Here is an 18,409-nt window from a genome sequence, read left to right as displayed (position 1 = left end):
AAACAAACCAACCTCTCAAATTAGCAATTATATGAAGCAACTTTATTTCAAACTATTGATGTTAATCTGTATGATATTTTTCTATGCTTGTGCAGATTCATCAAAACAAAAAGAAGCTACTCCTACAACCAATGAAAAGACTGAAAAAATAGAAAAATCCACAAAAGAAACACAACCAAAGGAAAAAGTAGTCGAAAACACAAAACCAGCTTTCGGTATAGATATTTCGTTTTATCAAGGCAATGAAATAGATGATATAGAAAAAAGCAGAGACAGCATCGATTTTATTATTTGTAAAGCGACACAAGGAGTTAGCATGATTGATCCAATGTTTCAAAAAAATTGGGCTACTATCAAAGAAAAAGGATTCATAAGAGGCGCGTATCATTTTTATGTAAGTACTGATAATCCTTTAGAACAAGCTGAATTTTTTATCGAGAGAATTCAAGACATTCAACCTAACGACCTTCCTCCTATTGTAGATATAGAACAAGGCGGAATTGTCGGAAATTCACAAACTCCTACCGAAATCCAACAAAGTGTTCTCAAAGTTCTGAAAGCAATTGAAGAACGATTACATATAAAACCTATCATATACACAAATACAAACTTTGCTAATATGTATTTAAACAATTATGAATTAGCTAATTACCCACTTTGGATTGCGGATTATGAATCAAAAAAAGAACCTGTACTACCAATAACTTGGCAAGAAAAAGGATATGTGCTTTGGCAAAAATCAGATACTTATAAAATTCTAAATTACACCAATGACGAAGATTACTTTAATGGCAATTTAGAAGATTTAAAAGTATTCATTGAAAACAGTCGTGAATAAACATTCATAAAAGCATTACATAAAAAAGCCTTTCCAAATTGGAAAGGCTTTTTTATGTAAATTGAATATATACTATATAACTAAATATGTACTTATGCTAAAACTGCTTGTACTTTATCAGCAGCTTCTTGGAATTCAACAGCAGATTCAACCGCTAATCCAGAATTGTCAATTAATTCTTTTGCGATGTCTGCGTTTGTTCCTTGTAAACGAACAATGATTGGCACTTTAATAGCGTCTCCCATATTCTTGTATGCATCAACAACTCCTTGAGCAACACGGTCACAACGAACGATTCCACCAAAGATATTGATTAAGATTGCTTTTACATTATCGTCTTTTAAGATAATTCTGAATGCTTCTTCAACACGTTTTGCATCAGCTGTTCCACCAACATCAAGGAAGTTAGCAGGTTCTCCACCAGCCATTTTAATTAAATCCATTGTTGCCATTGCTAAACCAGCACCATTTACCATACAACCAACGTTTCCGTCAAGATCAACATAGTTAAGTCCTACTTCTTTCGCTTCAACTTCAATTGGATTTTCCTCACGCAAATCGCGCATTGCTGCATAATCTTTGTGACGGAATAATGCATTTTCGTCTAAAGTTACTTTTGCATCAACTGCCATGATTTTATCATCAGATGTTTTCAACACAGGGTTGATTTCAAATAATGAAGAGTCAGAAGCAACATATGCTTTATATAATGAAGAAACGAATTTTGTCATTTCTTTAAATGCTAATCCACTTAATCCTAAGTTAAAAGCAATTCTTCTCGCTTGAAAACCTAATAACCCTAATGTAGGATCAATTTCTTCTGTAAAAATTAAATGTGGCGTTTCTTCAGCAACAGTTTCAATATCCATTCCACCTTCTGTAGAATACATAATCATGTTACGTCCTGTAGCTCTATTTAATAATACAGACATGTAAAATTCATTTGTTTCGCTATCACCAGGATAATATACATCTTCAGTAACTAATACTTGGTGTACACGCTTACCTTCTGCTGAAGTTTGTGGTGTTACCAAATCCATTCCGATGATTTGTCCTGCAATGTCTTCAACTTCTTGAAGATTCTTGGCAAGCTTTACTCCGCCACCTTTTCCACGTCCACCAGCATGAACCTGTGCTTTAATCACATGCCATCCTGTTCCTGTTTCTTCTGTCAATTGCTTTGCAGCTTCAACAGCTTCTGCAGGTGTAGAAGCTACTTTTCCTCTTTGAACGCGTACGCCAAAACTTGCTAATATTTCTTTTCCTTGGTATTCGTGTAAGTTCATTTTACGAAATTTTTTATAGAGCACAAATGTAAAAAATCGAATGCATTAAACCCAATTAATTTTTGTTTTTGATGGATTAAAAAAAGAAAAAGAGTCATTCTTCCGAATGACTCTTTTAAAATACTTTGATAAAATGAAGCTAGGAATATGTTTTTCTTAAAAAAACAAACCTGAGTTCGCTTTATAAACTATAATTTTAATTAAGGTATTTCAAATCCTGTTGTAGGTGGCGGACACGTAATAAAAGTACAGTCTATGGTACAATCTTCTGTTGGTCGTGGTGGACAAATAAATCTACTTTGACCCGTTGGACAAAAGCCTGGCATACACGTTATACAACTACACGTGCTTGCCGTAATTTGATCCGTAGTAAATACCTGTGCTCCTCCAACACCTTCTTGTAATTGACTAATCTTTTTTTTGTTTAATGCTAAAGATCTGATATTCTTTTTTTTCATGATAATTAATATTTTGATTACATTTAAAGTTAAGCATATTAAAAATCAAACTGTTACGGTTTTTCCATAGATTTATTCCATAAAAAAAGAGAACATTACCGCTCACTTTTTTTCATATTTTTTTTAGATGTTGCTCAGTACACGCTTATGTGGAAGCTATTTGTGTGTTGCAATTGTCAGTACAACTATTACAAGCACGTCCACTCATAGTTTGTTCGTCTGTATCCTAATGATTAAATCCACCTTGTAGCTGGCTGATACTATTTTTTGTTTAATGCTATAACTTGATACTTCTTTTTTCCATCACTGTTTTGGTTCAAGTTATTCTTGAAGATACTCTAACATTTCCGACAGAATTTATTCCAAACAAAAATAGCAAGCCGAAGCTTGCCATTTGTTCTATTTTAAATCCATTTTTTAACGATCACACCCTTTGGTTACTGGTTCTATAGTACTTCCGCCACATGTTGGAACACAACTACAAGTTTGATTTGTAACTTCTGTATTGATTGCTCCGAAACCTCCATTAATTACTTGTAATTCGCTAACTTTATTCTTGTTTAACGCTAGTGTTTTTAGACTTCTTTTTTTCATAATTTAATTTTGTTAATGTTAATTTGATAGTAAGATAAAGTAACATATACGCTAAAAAAACTATTTAAACTCGTCTTTTATAAATCTCGATAACTTCGCTAAAATTCACAACTTACAAATTGTTATAAATAAAACATTTTGTGTTATTTTTATATTTTTTAATTAGTTTTCTTTATTGTAATTTCATTTTATTATAGTTTTGAACCATTAAAAAAATAATAATGAATCAAACTGATTTACTCAATATCGCACAAACGTTTGGAAGCCCAACGTACGTTTATGATGCTACAAAAATAACTTCTCAATATGAACGCCTAACGAAAGCGTTTAAAAATGTACCAAAGTTAAAATTACATTATGCAGTAAAGGCATTGTCCAATTTGAGCATTTTAAGATTGATGAAATCCCTAGGCGCAGGATTGGATACCGTTTCTATTCAAGAAGTACAATTAGGATTGGCTGCAGGGTTTAGCGCAGAAGATATTATGTACACACCTAACGGTGTTTCATTACAAGAAATTGAAGAAGCAGCGCAGCTTGGAGTCAAAATTAATATTGACAATCTCTCTATTTTAGAACAATTTGGAAGTAAACATCCAACAATTCCTGTGTGTATTCGTATCAATCCACACGTAATGGCTGGTGGAAATCATAATATTTCTGTAGGACATATTGATTCAAAGTTTGGAATTTCTATTCATCAAATTCCACATGTATTACGTATTGTAGAATTAACAGGAATGAACATCAACGGAATTCACATGCACACTGGAAGTGATATTCTAGATATTGATGTGTTTTTATATGCTTCCGAGATTTTATTTAAAACAGCGACCAACTTTAAAAATCTAGATTTTATCGACTTTGGAAGTGGTTTTAAAGTTCCGTACAAAAAAGATGATATACAGACCAATATTGAAGAATTAGGTCAAAAATTGAGTGTGCGATTCAATGATTTTTGTGTTGAATACGGAAAAGAATTGTCGCTCAATTTTGAACCCGGAAAGTTCTTGGTTAGTGAAGCTGGTTGTTTTTTAGCAGAAGTAAATGTAGTAAAACAAACAACTTCAACAGTTTTTGCTGGAATTGATAGCGGTTTTAATCATTTAATTCGTCCAATGCTATACAATTCATATCACCATATTGAAAACATTTCAAATCCTGAAGGTCGTGAACGCTATTATTCTGTGGTAGGATATATTTGCGAAACAGATACTTTTGGAAATAACCGTCGTATTCCCGAAATCCGTGAAGGTGATATTTTAAAGTTTAATAATGCTGGCGCGTATTGCTTCTCTATGGCTAGTAATTACAATTCACGTTACAGACCAGCTGAAGTTCTATGGCATAACAAACAAGCACATTTGATTCGTAAGCGTGAAACTTTTGATGATATTTTAAAAAATCAGGTAGAAATTGATCTTACACCGAAGAAGAAAAAAGAAAAGGCTCCTAAGCAAGTTTAGGGAGTTTAAATGTTGGGAAAAGTGTCTGCAAATGCAGGCACTTTTATTTTTGTTCATATTTTAAGTTTAGAACTGGACAATCAGTATCAGTCATAAGCAATTATTCTTTCCAATTAGCATCAAGCATATTTTTGCTTTCACACATCCATCAATTACATATTTTTTAAAATGCATTCAAGACTGTAACAGTGTAACATTTTTTAGAATCCCAACTCTTTAGATAAAATAGTATCTTGTAAAAACATTCAATAGTATTGCAATTTAATGAAAAAACTACTGATCTTATTTTTGCTAGTAACCTTTGGCTGCACTAAACAGACAAATCTTGATGATCCTATTCAGTTTGCACTTTCTGCAAATACTGAGAAGATACAGCGAGTAATAGATAATTTGGAAGCGCACGAAATTCAAATTATGGTGACAGATTCAGAAGGAAACGATTTTAGTTTTCAAGTTGATGCTAATAATTATTTTTATCCTGCTAGTAGTGTAAAATTTCCTGTAGCTATTTTAGCTTTAGAAAAAGCTAATCAAATCCCTGAAATTGATAGTGAAACACTTTTTCAAATTGAAGGCGACTCTATACAAACTACGATTCGGAAAGAAATTCAGAAAATTTTTGCCGTAAGTGACAATGAAGCATATAATCGTTTGTTTGAATTTTTAGGGCAAGATGAAATTGACCTTAAATTAGATGCAAAAGATTTATATTCACAACGGATTTCGCATCGGTTGAGTACTGATGATCAAGCTTATTACATCTCCAAACCTATTACGTTTATTAAAAACGATAGCATTCTATATCAGCAATCACTAAAGCGGAATTTACCTATTTTCTCAATAAACCTTGAAAAAATTCATAAAGGCAAAGGGTTTTACAGAAACGATTCTTTGATTGAAAAACCAATGGATTTTTCCAAAAAAAATTACTTACCGATTACTACATTGCATGAACTCATGAAGCGCTTGCAGTTTCCAGAAAAACACAATGCTTCTGAACAATTTCTACTTTCGAATGATGACCGTAAATTTTTATTAGAAACCATGTATCAAACTCCAAAACAACAAGGATTTCAAGATGCTGAATATTATGATAGTTATGTGAAATTTTTCATGTTTGGCGATTCAAAACAACCTATTCCTGATCATATCAAAATATATAATAAAGTTGGTTACGCTTATGGCTATTTAACCGATTGCGCACATATTGTAGATACAAAACACGCTGTTTCATTTACAATTACTGCGACTATTCACGTAAATAAGAATCAAATTTTTAATGACGACACGTATGAATATGATAGTATCGGAATTCCTTTTTTAGCCGAACTGGGACGACAAATTCATCAATTTTACATCAAAAAACAACAAAATAATTAACGCCATGAGAATCTTTACTGCATTACTCCTGTTTAGTATTTCTATTTGCCAAGCACAACAAGTTTCGTTGAAAAGAGACAGTGTTTCATCTACAAAAGAATATGTTTCTTTATATGTAAAAAACAATATGCTATCTTCTATTTTTTTCAAAGTGATTCCTAAAGACAGCATTCCTAAAACAATTGTTTTTTCAGAAAATACCGTTATTAAACCTTCGGAACGTGTTAATAATTTCATTAAAATTCCTCGTAATATTTTAAAAACTGACACTTCTAAAATAAATATATACGATTACTTTAGTTTTAAGTTTGGTTATGGCGATCCAAGTACTGTAAAACACAATGATTCGTATCGTTATTTATTACCATATAAGAAACGACGCAAATTGATTCAAGGAAACTTTGGAAGTTTTTCACACGATCATATTGCTTCAAATCATGCCTTTGATTTTGGAACAAAGATTGGCGACACAATTTATGCCGCACGCGAAGGTAAAGTAGTAATGATTAAAGAAAATTCTAAAAAGTATGGAAGGACTCGAAAGTTTATCAATGACGGAAATTATGTTATTATTCAACATAACGATGGTACTACAGCTTCTTACTTTCATTTGAATTTTAATGGTGCTTTGGTTGAAAAAGGAGCTATTGTAAAACGCGGACAAGCTATTGGGATTTCAGGAATGACAGGATTTACAACAATTCCACATTTACATTTTGTTGTACACAAAGCTACGGTAGAAAACGGAAACATTTCTGTTCCAATTGAGTTTGAAGGATATGTTGGAAAAAAGTTCAAAAAAGGGAAACGATACGCGCGTAAAACGAAAAAATAAAACATGAGATTTTTACTTTATTTTTTATTGTTCAGTTTTTCAATATCTTATGCACAGGAGATTTCCTTTAAGAGAGATTCAATTTTGTCTACAAAAGATTCTGTGTTTTTTTCAGTTCAAAATAATGTACCATCACCAATTTATTTAATTACGCAGAAAAAGAAAAATACTCCAAAAACAATTGCTTATAATAGAGGAACTTTTATAGAAGCTAATAAAAAAGTGAATGGTGTTTTTAGAGTTCCTAAAAATTTCATTCCCCATCCCGAAAGCGATTTATTTAACTTAACAAAGTATTTTTCGTTTACTGCTGGCTATGGCAACCCTAATACAGTAAAGCCTAATAAAAAGTATAAATATTTGTTCCCTTTTAAAAAGTTCAAAAAATTGATTCAAGGAAATTTTGGTCGATTTACACATAGTGATCATGTCGCACACTATTATGCGTTTGATTTTGGGACTAAAATTGGTGATACTATTTATGCTGCGCGCGAAGGTAAAGTTATTAGAACCAAAGAAGATTCAAAACAATATGGAAACACAAAAGCAGCGTTAAATATGGCAAACTATATTACTATACTACATGACGATGGAACTACTGCTTCATATGTTCATCTTCATTTTAATGGAGTTTTAGTAAAAAAAGACGATATTGTAACACGTGGACAAGCTATTGGAATTTCTGGCATGACCGGTTTTACAACAATTCCGCATTTACACTTTGTAGTACACATGCCTACAAAAAAATATGGAAATGTTTCTATTCCTATTGAGTTTGAAGGATATATTGGTAAAAAACTAAAAAAAGGATATTCATATTCACGTTTAGAATAATATAAATATTATGGAAGGTTTAAATATTGTGCTGGTAATTGCTGTGTTACTTTTTGCAAGATTAGGTATGCGCTTGTATAAAAATTTCCCAAAATCAAATGATCAAGATGATCAAAATGAGATAACTTAAAGTTGATCGTATATTGAAATTTTTCAGATCTATTCGTTAAAAAATTGTACATCAAAAGAAATTTGAAACTATCTTTTATATGCTATTGGAGAGATTTTATTAGTCATGATAGGAATTTTACTCGCTGGAACGAAAATAGAAAAGCAAAAAATAACCTAAAAGACACGTTAAAAACAATTGCTACTGATTTAAAGCTTATAAGGACAATCCAAAAATTGTACTAGAACAAATTACTGCTCACTTAGAGAAAGATTGAATTTTTATTTAAATGAATTCTGAGTATAAAAAGAAAAAACGATCTGTAGATCGTTTTTTCTTTTTAACTAGTTTTGCGCATCTTAACAACAATAGCTATTCGTCACAACCTAATAATCTCGTTGCAATATCCAATGGCGTAGGACAAACTGCCCAAGAAACCTTTATATGTACCGTCCATGGCAATCCACCTTTTGTCGAGTTCTTATGTAAATCACTTATTGATTTTTTGTTAAGGTTTAAAGATTTTAAATTTCTTTTTTTCATAATAGAATCATTTTAAAAAGTTAATAATGATTCAAATGTAATGAGTGTAAAAGAGGAATAATAACGACCTATATGACAATTCCGTGAATTGATTGCTGAAGCATCTGGGAATTCGCGGAATTGTATATTTTATAGCTAATACTATATTCAAGATGATAATTTCCTAGCTTATTTCTACAAATCTTCATAAAACGTCAAACCGTTCATATCAAGATCATAAAAAGCAAATTCTTTGGTTCCCCAAGCAGTTTCTTTCAATGAAGTTTGCGCATGAAACACATCTTTGTTTTTATATTCGTCATATAAAGCGCTTGTATTTAATATTAAAAATCGCAACATTGGACGATCAATATGGTGTTCCCACTCAGAAGCATGATGCCATTGCAAATGAATTTCTACATTTCCACGTTTTATTCCTGCATAAGTTGGCGTTGTTTTATGATCCGCAAAAGTGACTTCAAAACCGAGTTTATTTACATAAAAACCCAATGCAGCCAATACATCTTTTACCGCCAATACAGGATGGACACTCAGAAATTGTTCTTTTGCTTGCATAATTCTATTTTATCTTTATAAAGATACATTTTTTAAAGAATATTTCTTTTTATATCGTAAAAAGGTATCTTTAGGTATATATTGATTATAATTTAATTCCTATGAGACATTTATATTTTTTTGTTTTTTTATTGAGTTCGATAGCTACAATAGCACAAAATGATACTAAAATGACAAGCGCACTTTCTGAGTTTGGTTTTTACACAATGGATAAAAAACTTGATGAAATTGCAATTAAAAAAGAATTAAAAGCCATGTTTCCAGATATTATGTTTATTGATGGAGCGCCACCTAAAACCATTGACAAAACTATGGTCTATTTAGAGACAATTTCAAATGTTAATGAGGATTATCCTGCACACAACATGGAATATTTGAAATATTATGCAGAAGGCTTCAGTAAGTCGCAAAAAGAAAAATTAATCGCTTCTAAAAATGCTTTTATATGTGTTTTTTATTATCAAAATAAAGATGCTTTTTCACACACAAAAAAGCTTTTCAATTGGGTTTACAATAAAATTAAAGGCACTGATTTTGTTGTGTACGATGGAGATGTTAGAAAATATTTTTCACAAAAGACATGGCAAAGAGATCGAGTTGACGCATGGGAAAATGGAATCCCAAATGCAATGCGACAACTTACCATACATTCATACAGAGATTACGAATATTGCCGTTCCATTACGCTTGGAATGCAACGTTACGGCTTGCCCGATTTTGTAATTGAAGAATCTCCGTGTTCTAATATCACAAATGCAACACAACTCCTCACAGTGATTGCGCAATTGTTATTTGAAGGAAATCAAATTAAAAACAAAAGTTTAGCTGTTGACATTAATCAAATACAAAATACAGAGTTTAAAAATATCATGGCTTCAATGATTTATAAAAATGCCAAGAAAAAAGCAATTATTAACTTTTATCCGAATGTTCCAATGGAAGAAGGTGATCCTTTCAATACTATTTTTAAAATTAATTTTGATGTAAAAGGATATGATGACACGCAAGCCTATGAAAGTGAAATCTATGATCATATTTTTGGTTCAAAAGATGAAGTGACAAATGTAAATCATAATGAAGAAATTAAAGCTGCAAGCGAACGAGCTAAAAAGCGATTGCCCGAATTAAAACAACTTTTTAATAAAGGATTGGATACTGAAACGCTATTATTAAAAGCTCCATTCACTACAGATGATGGTGGCAATGAGTGGATGTGGATTGAAGTCACACGCTGGACAAATGAAACGATTGAAGGAATTCTACAAAACGATCCTCATTATATTAAAAACCTAAAATCTGGAGCAAAAATTACTGCGCAACAAGCTGATATCTTTGATTACATTTTATATAAAGCTGACGGTACCGTAGAAGGTAATGAAACTAGAAAATTGATTGAAAAGTATGGAAATTAGCACACCTTATTAAAGTGCATCCAAAAATCGTACTAAAACAAGTTATAAACTGTAAGCACATCCAATAATTTAAAAGCAAAGCTATCTATGAACGATAGCTATCTAACATTGCAATACTTAGTTCAAATTCGGCAATCATATCAGCAACAACTGTTCCCGCTGGTTTTATTTCATGAATCAATGCAGAAACTTGTCCTATTTCTAGTTCACCTTCCACTAAATCACCTTCAAACATTCCTCGTTTTGCACGCGCTCTTCCTAATAGTGTTTTGAGTTCTTCTACAGATGGACCTGTAGTATATAGTTTTTCTAAATCTTGATAGAATTTATTTTTCAGTAAACGTACTGGCGCTAATTCTTTCAACATTAATTTTGTACTTCCTTCCTTTGCTTCTACGACTTGTTTCTTGAATTCAAGGTGTGAAGATGCTTCATTAGTTGCTACAAATCTACTTCCTACTTGTACGCCATCAGCTCCTAAAACCATAGCTGCTAACATCGCTTTTCCACTTCCAATTCCACCAGCTGCAATTAATGGAATTTCTAATTGTTCTTTTACAGTAGGAATCAAAGTTAATGTAGTTGTTTCTTCTCTTCCATTGTGTCCTCCAGCTTCAAAACCTTCAGCAACTACTGCATGTACACCTGCTGCTTGTGATTTTAAAGCAAATTTTGAACTACTGACTACATGTGTAACTGTAATTCCGTTTTCCTTTAAAAAAGGCGTCCATGTTTTTGGGTTTCCTGCTGATGTAAATACAATCTTCACACCTTCTTCCACGATGATATCCATGATTTCTTCAATGTTCGGATATAACATTGGAACATTGACACCAAAAGGTTTATCCGTTGCTTTTTTACACTTTTGAATATGTTCGCGTAATACGTCTGGATACATGGAACCAGCGCCAATCAAACCTAATCCGCCTGCATTACTTACGGCAGAAGCTAATCGCCAACCGCTTGCCCAAATCATTCCACCTTGGATAATTGGGTATTGTATATTGTATAGTTTTGTAATTCTATTTTGTGCGAATAATGTCATTCGTATTACTGTTTTATAAGTTTTTTAGTGAATTGTGCTCCGTTTGCTTCAATATGTAACAAATACATTCCGGCTGCTAATTGACTAACATTAATATTTGTATTTGTTGTAATTGTATATGTTTCAATTGTTTTCCCTACCAACGTACTTAATGTTATTGTAGCATTTTGATACTTTTTTGGTAAATTGATATAGACATTCGCTTTCGCGGGATTTGGAAAAACCTGAATTGTATTTTGAATTGTACTTTCAGGAGTTGATAACGTTTGAAATGCTAGTTCAAAATTTGGAATTCCATATCCTAATTGAATCGTTGGATTTGCATAAATTGAAGATGATTCACGTACAATTTGCATTAACTCTACATTTGTTTTATCAGGAAAGGCTTGCACTAAACACGCCATTGCTCCTGCTATGATTGGTGAAGAAAACGAAGTTCCATTTGAAGTTGTTACATTTCCTGCTGCACTTACCACATATGCAGCTGAACCTTGTGCTACAACGTCTGGTTTTACAGGAATGTTTGGCGTTCTACCGCGTGAACTAAATGGTGCATAATTTCCACTTCCATCTACAGCTCCAATAGTAAAACCATTTCCGTCTGCTGGTGCTGTAATAATTCCCCAAGTTCCATCATTTCCAGAGTTTCCTGCTGAGTTTACAACAAGCAATCCTTTTTCAACTGCAACATTAGCGCCTTTGGTTATGAATGCTGTATTTCCATTCATATCTGCTATGGTATAATCATATCTACTGTCATCAAAACGATTGTAACCTAATGACGTATTTAACACATCTACACCTAAACTATCTGCACGTTCTGCAGCTTCCACCCAGTTTGATTCTTCCAAAGGTGTTTCACTTCCTGCGTCTTCGGTTCTGAATAAGTAATAACTTGCATCTGGTGCGGTTCCTACAAATTGACCATCTACATGAGCTGCCATATCTGACAACACTGTTGTTCCGTGTGTATTTCCTGTGTATGCGTATATATCTGCTGTACGATCTACAAAATCATATCCATTTAATAAATCACCATTATCACGTAAACGCTGAAAAGCTGCTAGCGTATTTACATTTGGGAAACCACTATCCATCACAGCTACCGTAATTCCTTCACCTGTATAATCAAGTTCGTGAAGCTTGTCAATTTTAATCATTTCAGATTGATTTGCTCCATTTCCGTAATTGTACATCACCAAGGTTTCAAACTTTTCTACAGTTCTTTCCACATTTGCAGTTGTTGCAGGTCTGTTCATTGTATTTAATGATCGATCTGCATATACAATTTCATCTACAAATGATAGACTTAACAAAGCATCAATGTCTGTTTGTGTTCCTAATACATGTATGCAATTGAACCATTTTGATTTGGCTTTGACCGTAATTCCTATTTGAGTTTTTATTTGTGATATGTATGATTCGTTTACAGGAACATCACGTTCATCAATAGTAACACCATGATTTGTTTTACGATCAATTGCTTTTTGTGTTAGAATTGTTGTTGGATTTGCTAACGAATTTACAACATCTGCTTTGTCTATAAAATATACCCAAGCATGTTGTGTTTGAGCAAAACTATAGCTTGAAGCTAGAAATAACACTAGTATGATTATTTTTTTCATAGGCTAAATTTTATATTGCTGTCGATTCGTTGCTTGTTCATTTTCAAATTGACACATTTTCAACTTCAACTTCACTAAGAAATCACTCCAGAACCAATTAACTCTTCGTTAATATACCAAGCAACAAATTGTCCTTCTGTGATAGCACTTTGAGGATTTTCAAAATCTACATATGCGCCACCATCTATTTTGTATACCAACGCTTTTTGTAATGGCTGGCGGTATCGAATACGCGCCATCACTTCTATGGATTCATCTGGCTGTAAAGCCATATCTTCTCGAATCCAATGTAGCTCATCATCTTTTACAAATAGTGTACGCCTGTATAATCCTGGATGCGCTTTTCCTTGTCCTGTATATATTACGTTTTCTTTTACGTCTGTTTCAATCACAAATAACGGTTCTACTGTGCCACCAACAGCTAAACCTTTGCGTTGTCCTTTTGTGAAATAATGTGCGCCTTGATGTTTTCCTACTACTTTCCCATCTGTGAGTTCGTAAGTATGTTTTTGCGCATAGTATGCTAGTTCTTCTACTTTATTTGCAAAAGCTGGCAATTCTTTGTGGTATTGCTCTTTATCAATTGGAACTTCAACAATAACACCTTCTTTAGGCTGTAATTGTTGTTGTAAAAAGTCTGGCAATTTCACTTTTCCAATAAAGCATAATCCTTGCGAATCTTTCTTTTCTGCTGTAATGAGATCTGCTTTTGCAGCAATTTCACGAACTTCAGGTTTTGTCAATTCACCAATTGGGAATAGTGATTTTTCTAATTGTTCTTGAGAAAGTTGACACAGGAAATATGATTGATCTTTATTTCCGTCTTTTCCTGCTAAGAGTTTATGAATCGTTTTCCCGTCTTTTTCTATTGTTTCTTTTCTACAGTAATGACCAGTTGCTACATAATCAGCTCCTAAGTCTAAAGCTATTTTTAAGAATACATCAAATTTTATTTCGCGATTACATAGTACATCTGGGTTTGGTGTACGTCCATTTTCATATTCATTGAACATGTAATCTACAATACGTTCTTTGTATTGTTCACTTAAATCTACGGTTTGAAATGGAATTCCTAATTTATCTGCTACTATTAGGGCATCGTTACTATCTTCTAACCACGGACATTCGTCTGAAATCGTCACAGAATCATCGTGCCAGTTTTTCATGAATAGTCCAATAACTTCATATCCTTGTTCTTTTAAAAGATAGGCAGTTACACTTGAATCTACTCCTCCAGAAAGTCCTACTATTACTCGTTTCATTTTTATTCCTTTCGCTTATTTTTTATGTCAGACGAAGTTTGTCTGAATTCTTGACAAAGATACTACCTTTTTCGCTTTTTTACGAGTTGTTTTATGTGAAGCGAATTTTATAAGCTAGCCTTTTCATAATTAGAAATTGTTTAACGTCTTTCATTTTCTTTGCTCGTCCAACATTTCGACTATACGCAAAGTGACAAACACAAAACAAAAGAAACGGCACTTTGCAAGCGTGAGTTTTACTAAAACAGAAAGCCTGAATGCAGAACATTCAGGCTTTCCTTATCATATCAAGATAATTGTGCCATTACTTCATTTAAATGGCGTTAAAGCGAAAACAATTTAAATACTAAATATTTTGAGAAATCGATCCACCGTACTAAATCCGTCATAGTGATTTTCCGTATGAAATGATGAATAAAACACGCCTCCTTCTCTTATTTAAAATGCAAACGCTAAGTCTTTGTTTTTACAATAATTGCTTTATAATTTCCAGTAATTCATTACCAATTAACATATTACCAATCAAAATATTGAATATGTTCTTTATACTTTATAACAATTGAATTACTACTTTCCCCCTGTTATTTTTAATATTTTTATTGAGTCAACGTTTTTATTTTAAAATAAAACTTATGCCTGAAACGTTTTGAGAAGACTAACGTTCTCTTTTTTATCTTATATTTCGTTTCTTTGAAACCTAAATATAGTTTAGTTATGAAGTTTAAAATCTCCGTTATTATTGGTTGTTTTCTTTTTGTTTTTGGGAAAGGATTTTCACAAAATATACAAATAGATAGTTTGGATATTAAGATTGGTCAAATGATCATGTTAGGTATTGGAAAAGATACCATGATTCAACCTAATAATGAGATCGTAAAGGCTATTAAAGCACAACAACTCGGAGGTATTTTGTTGTATGAAAAAAATATTGCCAAGCAGCATTCTGTAAAGAAATTGAAAAAACTGATTACATTGTTACGCAAAGATGCTTCATTACCGTTGCTTGTAAGTATTGATGAAGAAGGTGGAAAAGTGAATCGTTTGAAAGAGAAATATGGCTTTCCTGAAACGGTTTCTGCTAAATATCTGGGTGATTTGGATGATGTAGCTTCTACTAAATATTTTAGTGATATTATTGCGCACAACTTATTATTATTGGGTATTAATGTGAATTATGCACCTGTTGTTGATGTTCACAATGCTGAAAACCCGCCAATAGGAAAAAATGAACGTGCTTTTTCTACAAATCCTAAAGATGTTATTAAGCATGCACGACAAGTGATTTCGAGTCATCGTTATTTTAATGTGAAGACTGTTTTGAAACATTTTCCTGGCCATGGGAATTCGAAAGAAGATTCACATTATAATGTGACAGATGTAAGCAAGTATTGGAAACAAAAAGAGGTTTTTCCATATATAAAGTTATTGTATGAAGGTAATGTAGATGCTATTATGACTGCGCACATTGTCAATGAAAAATTAGATGATTCTAAGTTACCTGCAACACTTTCTAAAAAGATAATGACTGATTATTTACGTAATGATATTGGTTTTGAAGGTGTTATATTTTCAGATGATATGCAAATGAAAGCCATTGCCAATCAGTTTGGTTTTGAGAAATCTATTGAAATGACAATTCTTGCTGGTGTTGATGTTTTGATGTTTTCGAATCATATTCCAATGAAAGGACGCAACATGATTTTACCCAAAGATATTATTGCTATTGTTAAGCAATTAGTAAAAGACGGTACAATTTCTAAAGAACGTATAGATTTGTCGTATAGACGAATTTTAAAGTTTAAGGAAGGATTGTAATTAGACCGCTTTGTTTAGACCGCACTTGCGTGCTGTTAGACTTGTTTCTTGGTAGGCGGGAATCTTTTGGATCGCTTTGCTTTTAGATATAAGACGCGCTTTCACACTGTTAGATTTTTTGATTTCTGTTTTTACAGGAATGACATATTTCTTGTATCTACATGAACTTAATATTGAGAGCTTCTCAATTTTATCTAGATAAAAAATAATTTTGTCTTGACATTTTTAAATTTTGTCTTGATAAAATATTTTTTTGTCTTGATGTTTTTGGAAAGTTATCAAGGAGTTTTGAAAATTATATAATGACAAGAAATTAATAAGCATAAAAAAAGCATCTCAATTGAGATGCTTTTGTGTATAATAAAAGTTGAAAAAATTACTTTTTATTTGCATTTTTCTGTGCTTCTGCCTGCTCCATCATTTCCTGCATTTTCTTCTGGAAACGGTTTTGCTTTTTAGGCTTCTTCTTGTTCTCTTCTATCTTTGCGTGAATTTTATCGTTATCAATGATGTAGTTTTTGATCACTAGCATGATTCCAATTGTAATTAAATTCGATACGAAATAGTATAAACTTAATCCACTCGCATAGTTATTAAAGAAGAATAACATCATTAATGGAGAGAAATACATCATGTACTTCATCATTTTACTCATGTCTGGCATTCCTTCTTGCGCTGGCTGTTGTGCTGCCATTTGCTGACCTGTTGTCATACGCATATAGAAGAAGATTGCAATAGATGCCAAGATTGGGAATAAACTAATATGATCTCCATATAATGGAATACTGAATCCTTCTGGGAATTGATAGATTGTATCGTAAGATGATAAATCTTCCGCCCATAAGAAACTCTTTTGACGTAATTCAAATGCAGAAGGGAAAAACATGAATAATGCATAGAATACAGGAATTTGCATCAATGCAGGAATACAACCTGCCATTGGACTTACGCCAGCTTTCCCGTATAGTTTCATTGTTTCTTGCTGCTTCTTCATTGCGTCATCCTTGTATTTTTCGTTGATTTCAGCAATTTCTGGACGAATTACTTTCATCTTCGCTTGCGACAAGTATGATTTGTATGTTACTGGAGATAATAATAATCTAACTAAAATTGTCATTACAACAACTGCAATACCTGCTGGTAAGAACGCACTTAACAATCCGAATAATGGAATTAAGAAGTAACGGTTGATCCAACCAAAGATTCCCCATCCTAAAGGGACAATTTCATCTAAGTTTCTATCGTATTCCGTTAATGTTGCGTAATCCGTAGGACCGTTGTATAAGTCCATGTTATAGTTTAGTTCTCCTCCATTTAGTTCTAATGGAATAGTAGCACCAAATTTCTTTAAGAACTCAACATCTTTTTCCGCCATTTCGCTATCTACAATGTTATCTGTAGATAATGTTGCTGTTTTAAATGCAGTATCTGTTAATAAGATTGATGTAAAGAAGTGTTGTTTATATCCTAACCATGTAACGTCACTTACTTTTTCTTCTTCAGTCGCTTGTCCTAAGTAACTGTCCTTTCCTCCATCATATTCATAATGTAAATCCGTATAACGATTTTCGTAAGTAACACTTTTTGCATGTCTGAAAGTTTTTAATTTCCATTCCATGTTTATTGGCTGGCTAGCATTTACAACACCATTTAACCCTTGCGAACGTACAGTAAAGTCTACCATATAGTCGTCCTTCATTTCATATCTATATTCTAGATATTTATCAGCAGTTACTTTCAATTTCATCGAAAGTACTTTGTTTCCATTATTTTCTGTGTATGTAGGTTCGAATGGTAAATCGTTTGTACTTAATAAACGATTATCAGCAGTTGTTAAGTTAATTCCAAAAGAAGCGTTTCCATCTTTGACTAGATATACTGGAAGAGAATCATAGGTTTTTAATTCCGAAAATTCACCTTTTACTTTTTGTCCTTTGATGTGTGCTTCAACAATTTGTCCACCTTTGTTACTTATTTTTAAAGAGAGTACGTCATTTTCTATTGTAGTTACATCATCCAAAGATACTTTTCCAACGTTATAACTAAATACACCAACATTGTTTTTATATTTTGCGACTTGTACAGAATCTGTAAGGTCTAAAGTAGTTTCATGAATTGCTGCAGCTTTTGAATCGCCAGTTTCTTTAGCAACTTGCTCTGTTTTTGCTTTTTCAGCTTCTTCTTGTGCGGCAATTTCTTCTTCAGTAGGCTGCATAGAGCTTATCCAAAAAACTCCAATTAAGGCTAATAACCCAAATCCTATAAATTGTTTGTAATCAAACTTGTTTTCTTCCATCTAATCGTTATTTATGCTAATCTCATGTAAAAGGCATCTATTTATATGATAGACAC

16 protein-coding genes are annotated in these 18,409 nt (G+C 32.6%); 7 read left to right on the top strand and 9 right to left on the bottom strand.

From position 1 onward, the window contains the following. Positions 1 to 31: 31 nt before the first annotated feature. Positions 32 to 838, top strand: a complete 807-nt coding sequence (locus tag Q0828_RS22845; protein ID WP_298427206.1) for a GH25 family lysozyme — start codon at positions 32 to 34, stop codon at positions 836 to 838. A 92-nt stretch (positions 839 to 930) separates the two neighbouring features. Here the strand turns inward: Q0828_RS22845 and sucC are convergent, their stop codons facing one another. From sucC to Q0828_RS22830, 3 genes are all read right to left on the bottom strand, one after another. Further along, entirely contained in the window at positions 931 to 2,124 is a 1,194-nt protein-coding gene (sucC, locus tag Q0828_RS22840) for an ADP-forming succinate--CoA ligase subunit beta (protein ID WP_298427204.1), read from the bottom strand. A 200-nt stretch (positions 2,125 to 2,324) separates the two neighbouring features. After that, positions 2,325 to 2,582, bottom strand: coding sequence for a hypothetical protein (locus Q0828_RS22835; protein WP_298427201.1), 258 nt, complete (start codon positions 2,580 to 2,582; stop codon positions 2,325 to 2,327). Between the two features lie 417 nt (positions 2,583 to 2,999). Next, positions 3,000 to 3,176, bottom strand: a complete 177-nt coding sequence (locus Q0828_RS22830) for a hypothetical protein (RefSeq protein WP_298427199.1) — start codon at positions 3,174 to 3,176, stop codon at positions 3,000 to 3,002. Between the two features lie 221 nt (positions 3,177 to 3,397). Between Q0828_RS22830 and lysA the strand changes: the two genes are divergently transcribed. The 4 genes from lysA to Q0828_RS22810 all read left to right on the top strand — a co-directional run bounded on the left by lysA (position 3,398) and on the right by Q0828_RS22810 (position 7,691). Further along, a complete protein-coding gene (lysA, locus tag Q0828_RS22825) occupies positions 3,398 to 4,642 on the top strand; it encodes a diaminopimelate decarboxylase (RefSeq protein WP_298427196.1) in 1,245 nt (414 codons plus the stop codon). 264 nt (positions 4,643 to 4,906) lie between these two features. Beyond that, entirely contained in the window at positions 4,907 to 6,022 is a 1,116-nt protein-coding gene (locus tag Q0828_RS22820) for a serine hydrolase (protein WP_298427192.1), read from the top strand. Between the two features lie 4 nt (positions 6,023 to 6,026). Next, a complete protein-coding gene (locus tag Q0828_RS22815) occupies positions 6,027 to 6,857 on the top strand; it encodes a M23 family metallopeptidase (RefSeq protein ID WP_298427189.1) in 831 nt (276 codons plus the stop codon). 3 nt (positions 6,858 to 6,860) lie between these two features. Next, entirely contained in the window at positions 6,861 to 7,691 is an 831-nt protein-coding gene (locus tag Q0828_RS22810) for a M23 family metallopeptidase (RefSeq protein ID WP_298427186.1), read from the top strand. A gap of 481 nt (positions 7,692 to 8,172) precedes the next feature. Here Q0828_RS22810 and Q0828_RS22805 read toward each other — a convergent pair whose 3' ends face one another. Continuing rightward, positions 8,173 to 8,343: a hypothetical protein gene (locus tag Q0828_RS22805; RefSeq protein ID WP_298427183.1), complete on the bottom strand. Its 171-nt coding sequence runs from the start codon at positions 8,341 to 8,343 to the stop codon at positions 8,173 to 8,175. 174 nt (positions 8,344 to 8,517) lie between these two features. Continuing rightward, entirely contained in the window at positions 8,518 to 8,898 is a 381-nt protein-coding gene (locus Q0828_RS22800) for a glyoxalase superfamily protein (RefSeq protein ID WP_298427180.1), read from the bottom strand. A 170-nt stretch (positions 8,899 to 9,068) separates the two neighbouring features. Between Q0828_RS22800 and Q0828_RS22795 the strand changes: the two genes are divergently transcribed. Beyond that, complete coding sequence (locus Q0828_RS22795; protein ID WP_298427178.1) at positions 9,069 to 10,310, top strand: DUF2314 domain-containing protein; 1,242 nt, start codon at positions 9,069 to 9,071, stop codon at positions 10,308 to 10,310. Between the two features lie 85 nt (positions 10,311 to 10,395). Here Q0828_RS22795 and Q0828_RS22790 read toward each other — a convergent pair whose 3' ends face one another. The 3 genes from Q0828_RS22790 to mnmA all read right to left on the bottom strand — a co-directional run bounded on the left by Q0828_RS22790 (position 10,396) and on the right by mnmA (position 14,242). Then, positions 10,396 to 11,355 (bottom strand): nitronate monooxygenase, encoded by a 960-nt coding sequence (locus tag Q0828_RS22790; RefSeq protein WP_298427176.1) that lies wholly within the window; start codon positions 11,353 to 11,355, stop codon positions 10,396 to 10,398. A gap of 5 nt (positions 11,356 to 11,360) precedes the next feature. Beyond that, positions 11,361 to 12,980, bottom strand: a complete 1,620-nt coding sequence (locus Q0828_RS22785) for a S8 family serine peptidase (RefSeq protein WP_298427173.1) — start codon at positions 12,978 to 12,980, stop codon at positions 11,361 to 11,363. Positions 12,981 to 13,054: 74 nt separating this feature from the next. Beyond that, positions 13,055 to 14,242 (bottom strand): tRNA 2-thiouridine(34) synthase MnmA, encoded by a 1,188-nt coding sequence (gene mnmA, locus Q0828_RS22780; RefSeq protein WP_298427170.1) that lies wholly within the window; start codon positions 14,240 to 14,242, stop codon positions 13,055 to 13,057. Positions 14,243 to 14,956: 714 nt separating this feature from the next. Between mnmA and Q0828_RS22775 the strand changes: the two genes are divergently transcribed. Next, on the top strand, positions 14,957 to 16,057 hold the full coding sequence (locus Q0828_RS22775) for a glycoside hydrolase family 3 N-terminal domain-containing protein (RefSeq protein WP_298427167.1): 1,101 nt from the start codon (positions 14,957 to 14,959) through the stop codon (positions 16,055 to 16,057). A gap of 376 nt (positions 16,058 to 16,433) precedes the next feature. On the opposite strand, the gene yidC is transcribed toward Q0828_RS22775, so the two are convergent. Further along, positions 16,434 to 18,353 carry a membrane protein insertase YidC gene (yidC, locus tag Q0828_RS22770; protein WP_298427163.1) on the bottom strand — a complete coding sequence of 640 codons (1,920 nt, stop codon included), beginning with the start codon at positions 18,351 to 18,353 and terminating at the stop codon, positions 16,434 to 16,436. Positions 18,354 to 18,409: the final 56 nt, after the last annotated feature.

The organism is uncultured Kordia sp., assembly GCF_947496985.1.
Lineage (GTDB): Bacteria > Bacteroidota > Bacteroidia > Flavobacteriales > Flavobacteriaceae > Kordia.
This window is presented reverse-complemented; position numbering and strand designations above follow the sequence as displayed.

Excerpts from the sequence above, each read along its gene's own strand:
- yidC (WP_298427163.1), bottom strand. The coding sequence starts at position 18,353 with ATGGAAGAAAACAAGTTTGATTACAAACAATTTATAGGATTTGGGTTA.
- mnmA (WP_298427170.1), bottom strand. The coding sequence starts at position 14,242 with ATGAAACGAGTAATAGTAGGACTTTCTGGAGGAGTAGATTCAAGTGTA.
- Q0828_RS22845 (WP_298427206.1), top strand. The coding sequence starts at position 32 with ATGAAGCAACTTTATTTCAAACTATTGATGTTAATCTGTATGATATTT.
- sucC (WP_298427204.1), bottom strand. The coding sequence starts at position 2,124 with ATGAACTTACACGAATACCAAGGAAAAGAAATATTAGCAAGTTTTGGC.
- Q0828_RS22790 (WP_298427176.1), bottom strand. The coding sequence starts at position 11,355 with ATGACATTATTCGCACAAAATAGAATTACAAAACTATACAATATACAA.
- Q0828_RS22805 (WP_298427183.1), bottom strand. The coding sequence starts at position 8,343 with ATGAAAAAAAGAAATTTAAAATCTTTAAACCTTAACAAAAAATCAATA.
- Q0828_RS22815 (WP_298427189.1), top strand. The coding sequence starts at position 6,027 with ATGAGAATCTTTACTGCATTACTCCTGTTTAGTATTTCTATTTGCCAA.
- Q0828_RS22800 (WP_298427180.1), bottom strand. The coding sequence starts at position 8,898 with ATGCAAGCAAAAGAACAATTTCTGAGTGTCCATCCTGTATTGGCGGTA.
- Q0828_RS22795 (WP_298427178.1), top strand. The coding sequence starts at position 9,069 with ATGACAAGCGCACTTTCTGAGTTTGGTTTTTACACAATGGATAAAAAA.
- Q0828_RS22775 (WP_298427167.1), top strand. The coding sequence starts at position 14,957 with ATGAAGTTTAAAATCTCCGTTATTATTGGTTGTTTTCTTTTTGTTTTT.
- Q0828_RS22785 (WP_298427173.1), bottom strand. The coding sequence starts at position 12,980 with ATGAAAAAAATAATCATACTAGTGTTATTTCTAGCTTCAAGCTATAGT.
- lysA (WP_298427196.1), top strand. The coding sequence starts at position 3,398 with ATGAATCAAACTGATTTACTCAATATCGCACAAACGTTTGGAAGCCCA.
- Q0828_RS22820 (WP_298427192.1), top strand. The coding sequence starts at position 4,907 with ATGAAAAAACTACTGATCTTATTTTTGCTAGTAACCTTTGGCTGCACT.
- Q0828_RS22810 (WP_298427186.1), top strand. The coding sequence starts at position 6,861 with ATGAGATTTTTACTTTATTTTTTATTGTTCAGTTTTTCAATATCTTAT.
- Q0828_RS22830 (WP_298427199.1), bottom strand. The coding sequence starts at position 3,176 with ATGAAAAAAAGAAGTCTAAAAACACTAGCGTTAAACAAGAATAAAGTT.
- Q0828_RS22835 (WP_298427201.1), bottom strand. The coding sequence starts at position 2,582 with ATGAAAAAAAAGAATATCAGATCTTTAGCATTAAACAAAAAAAAGATT.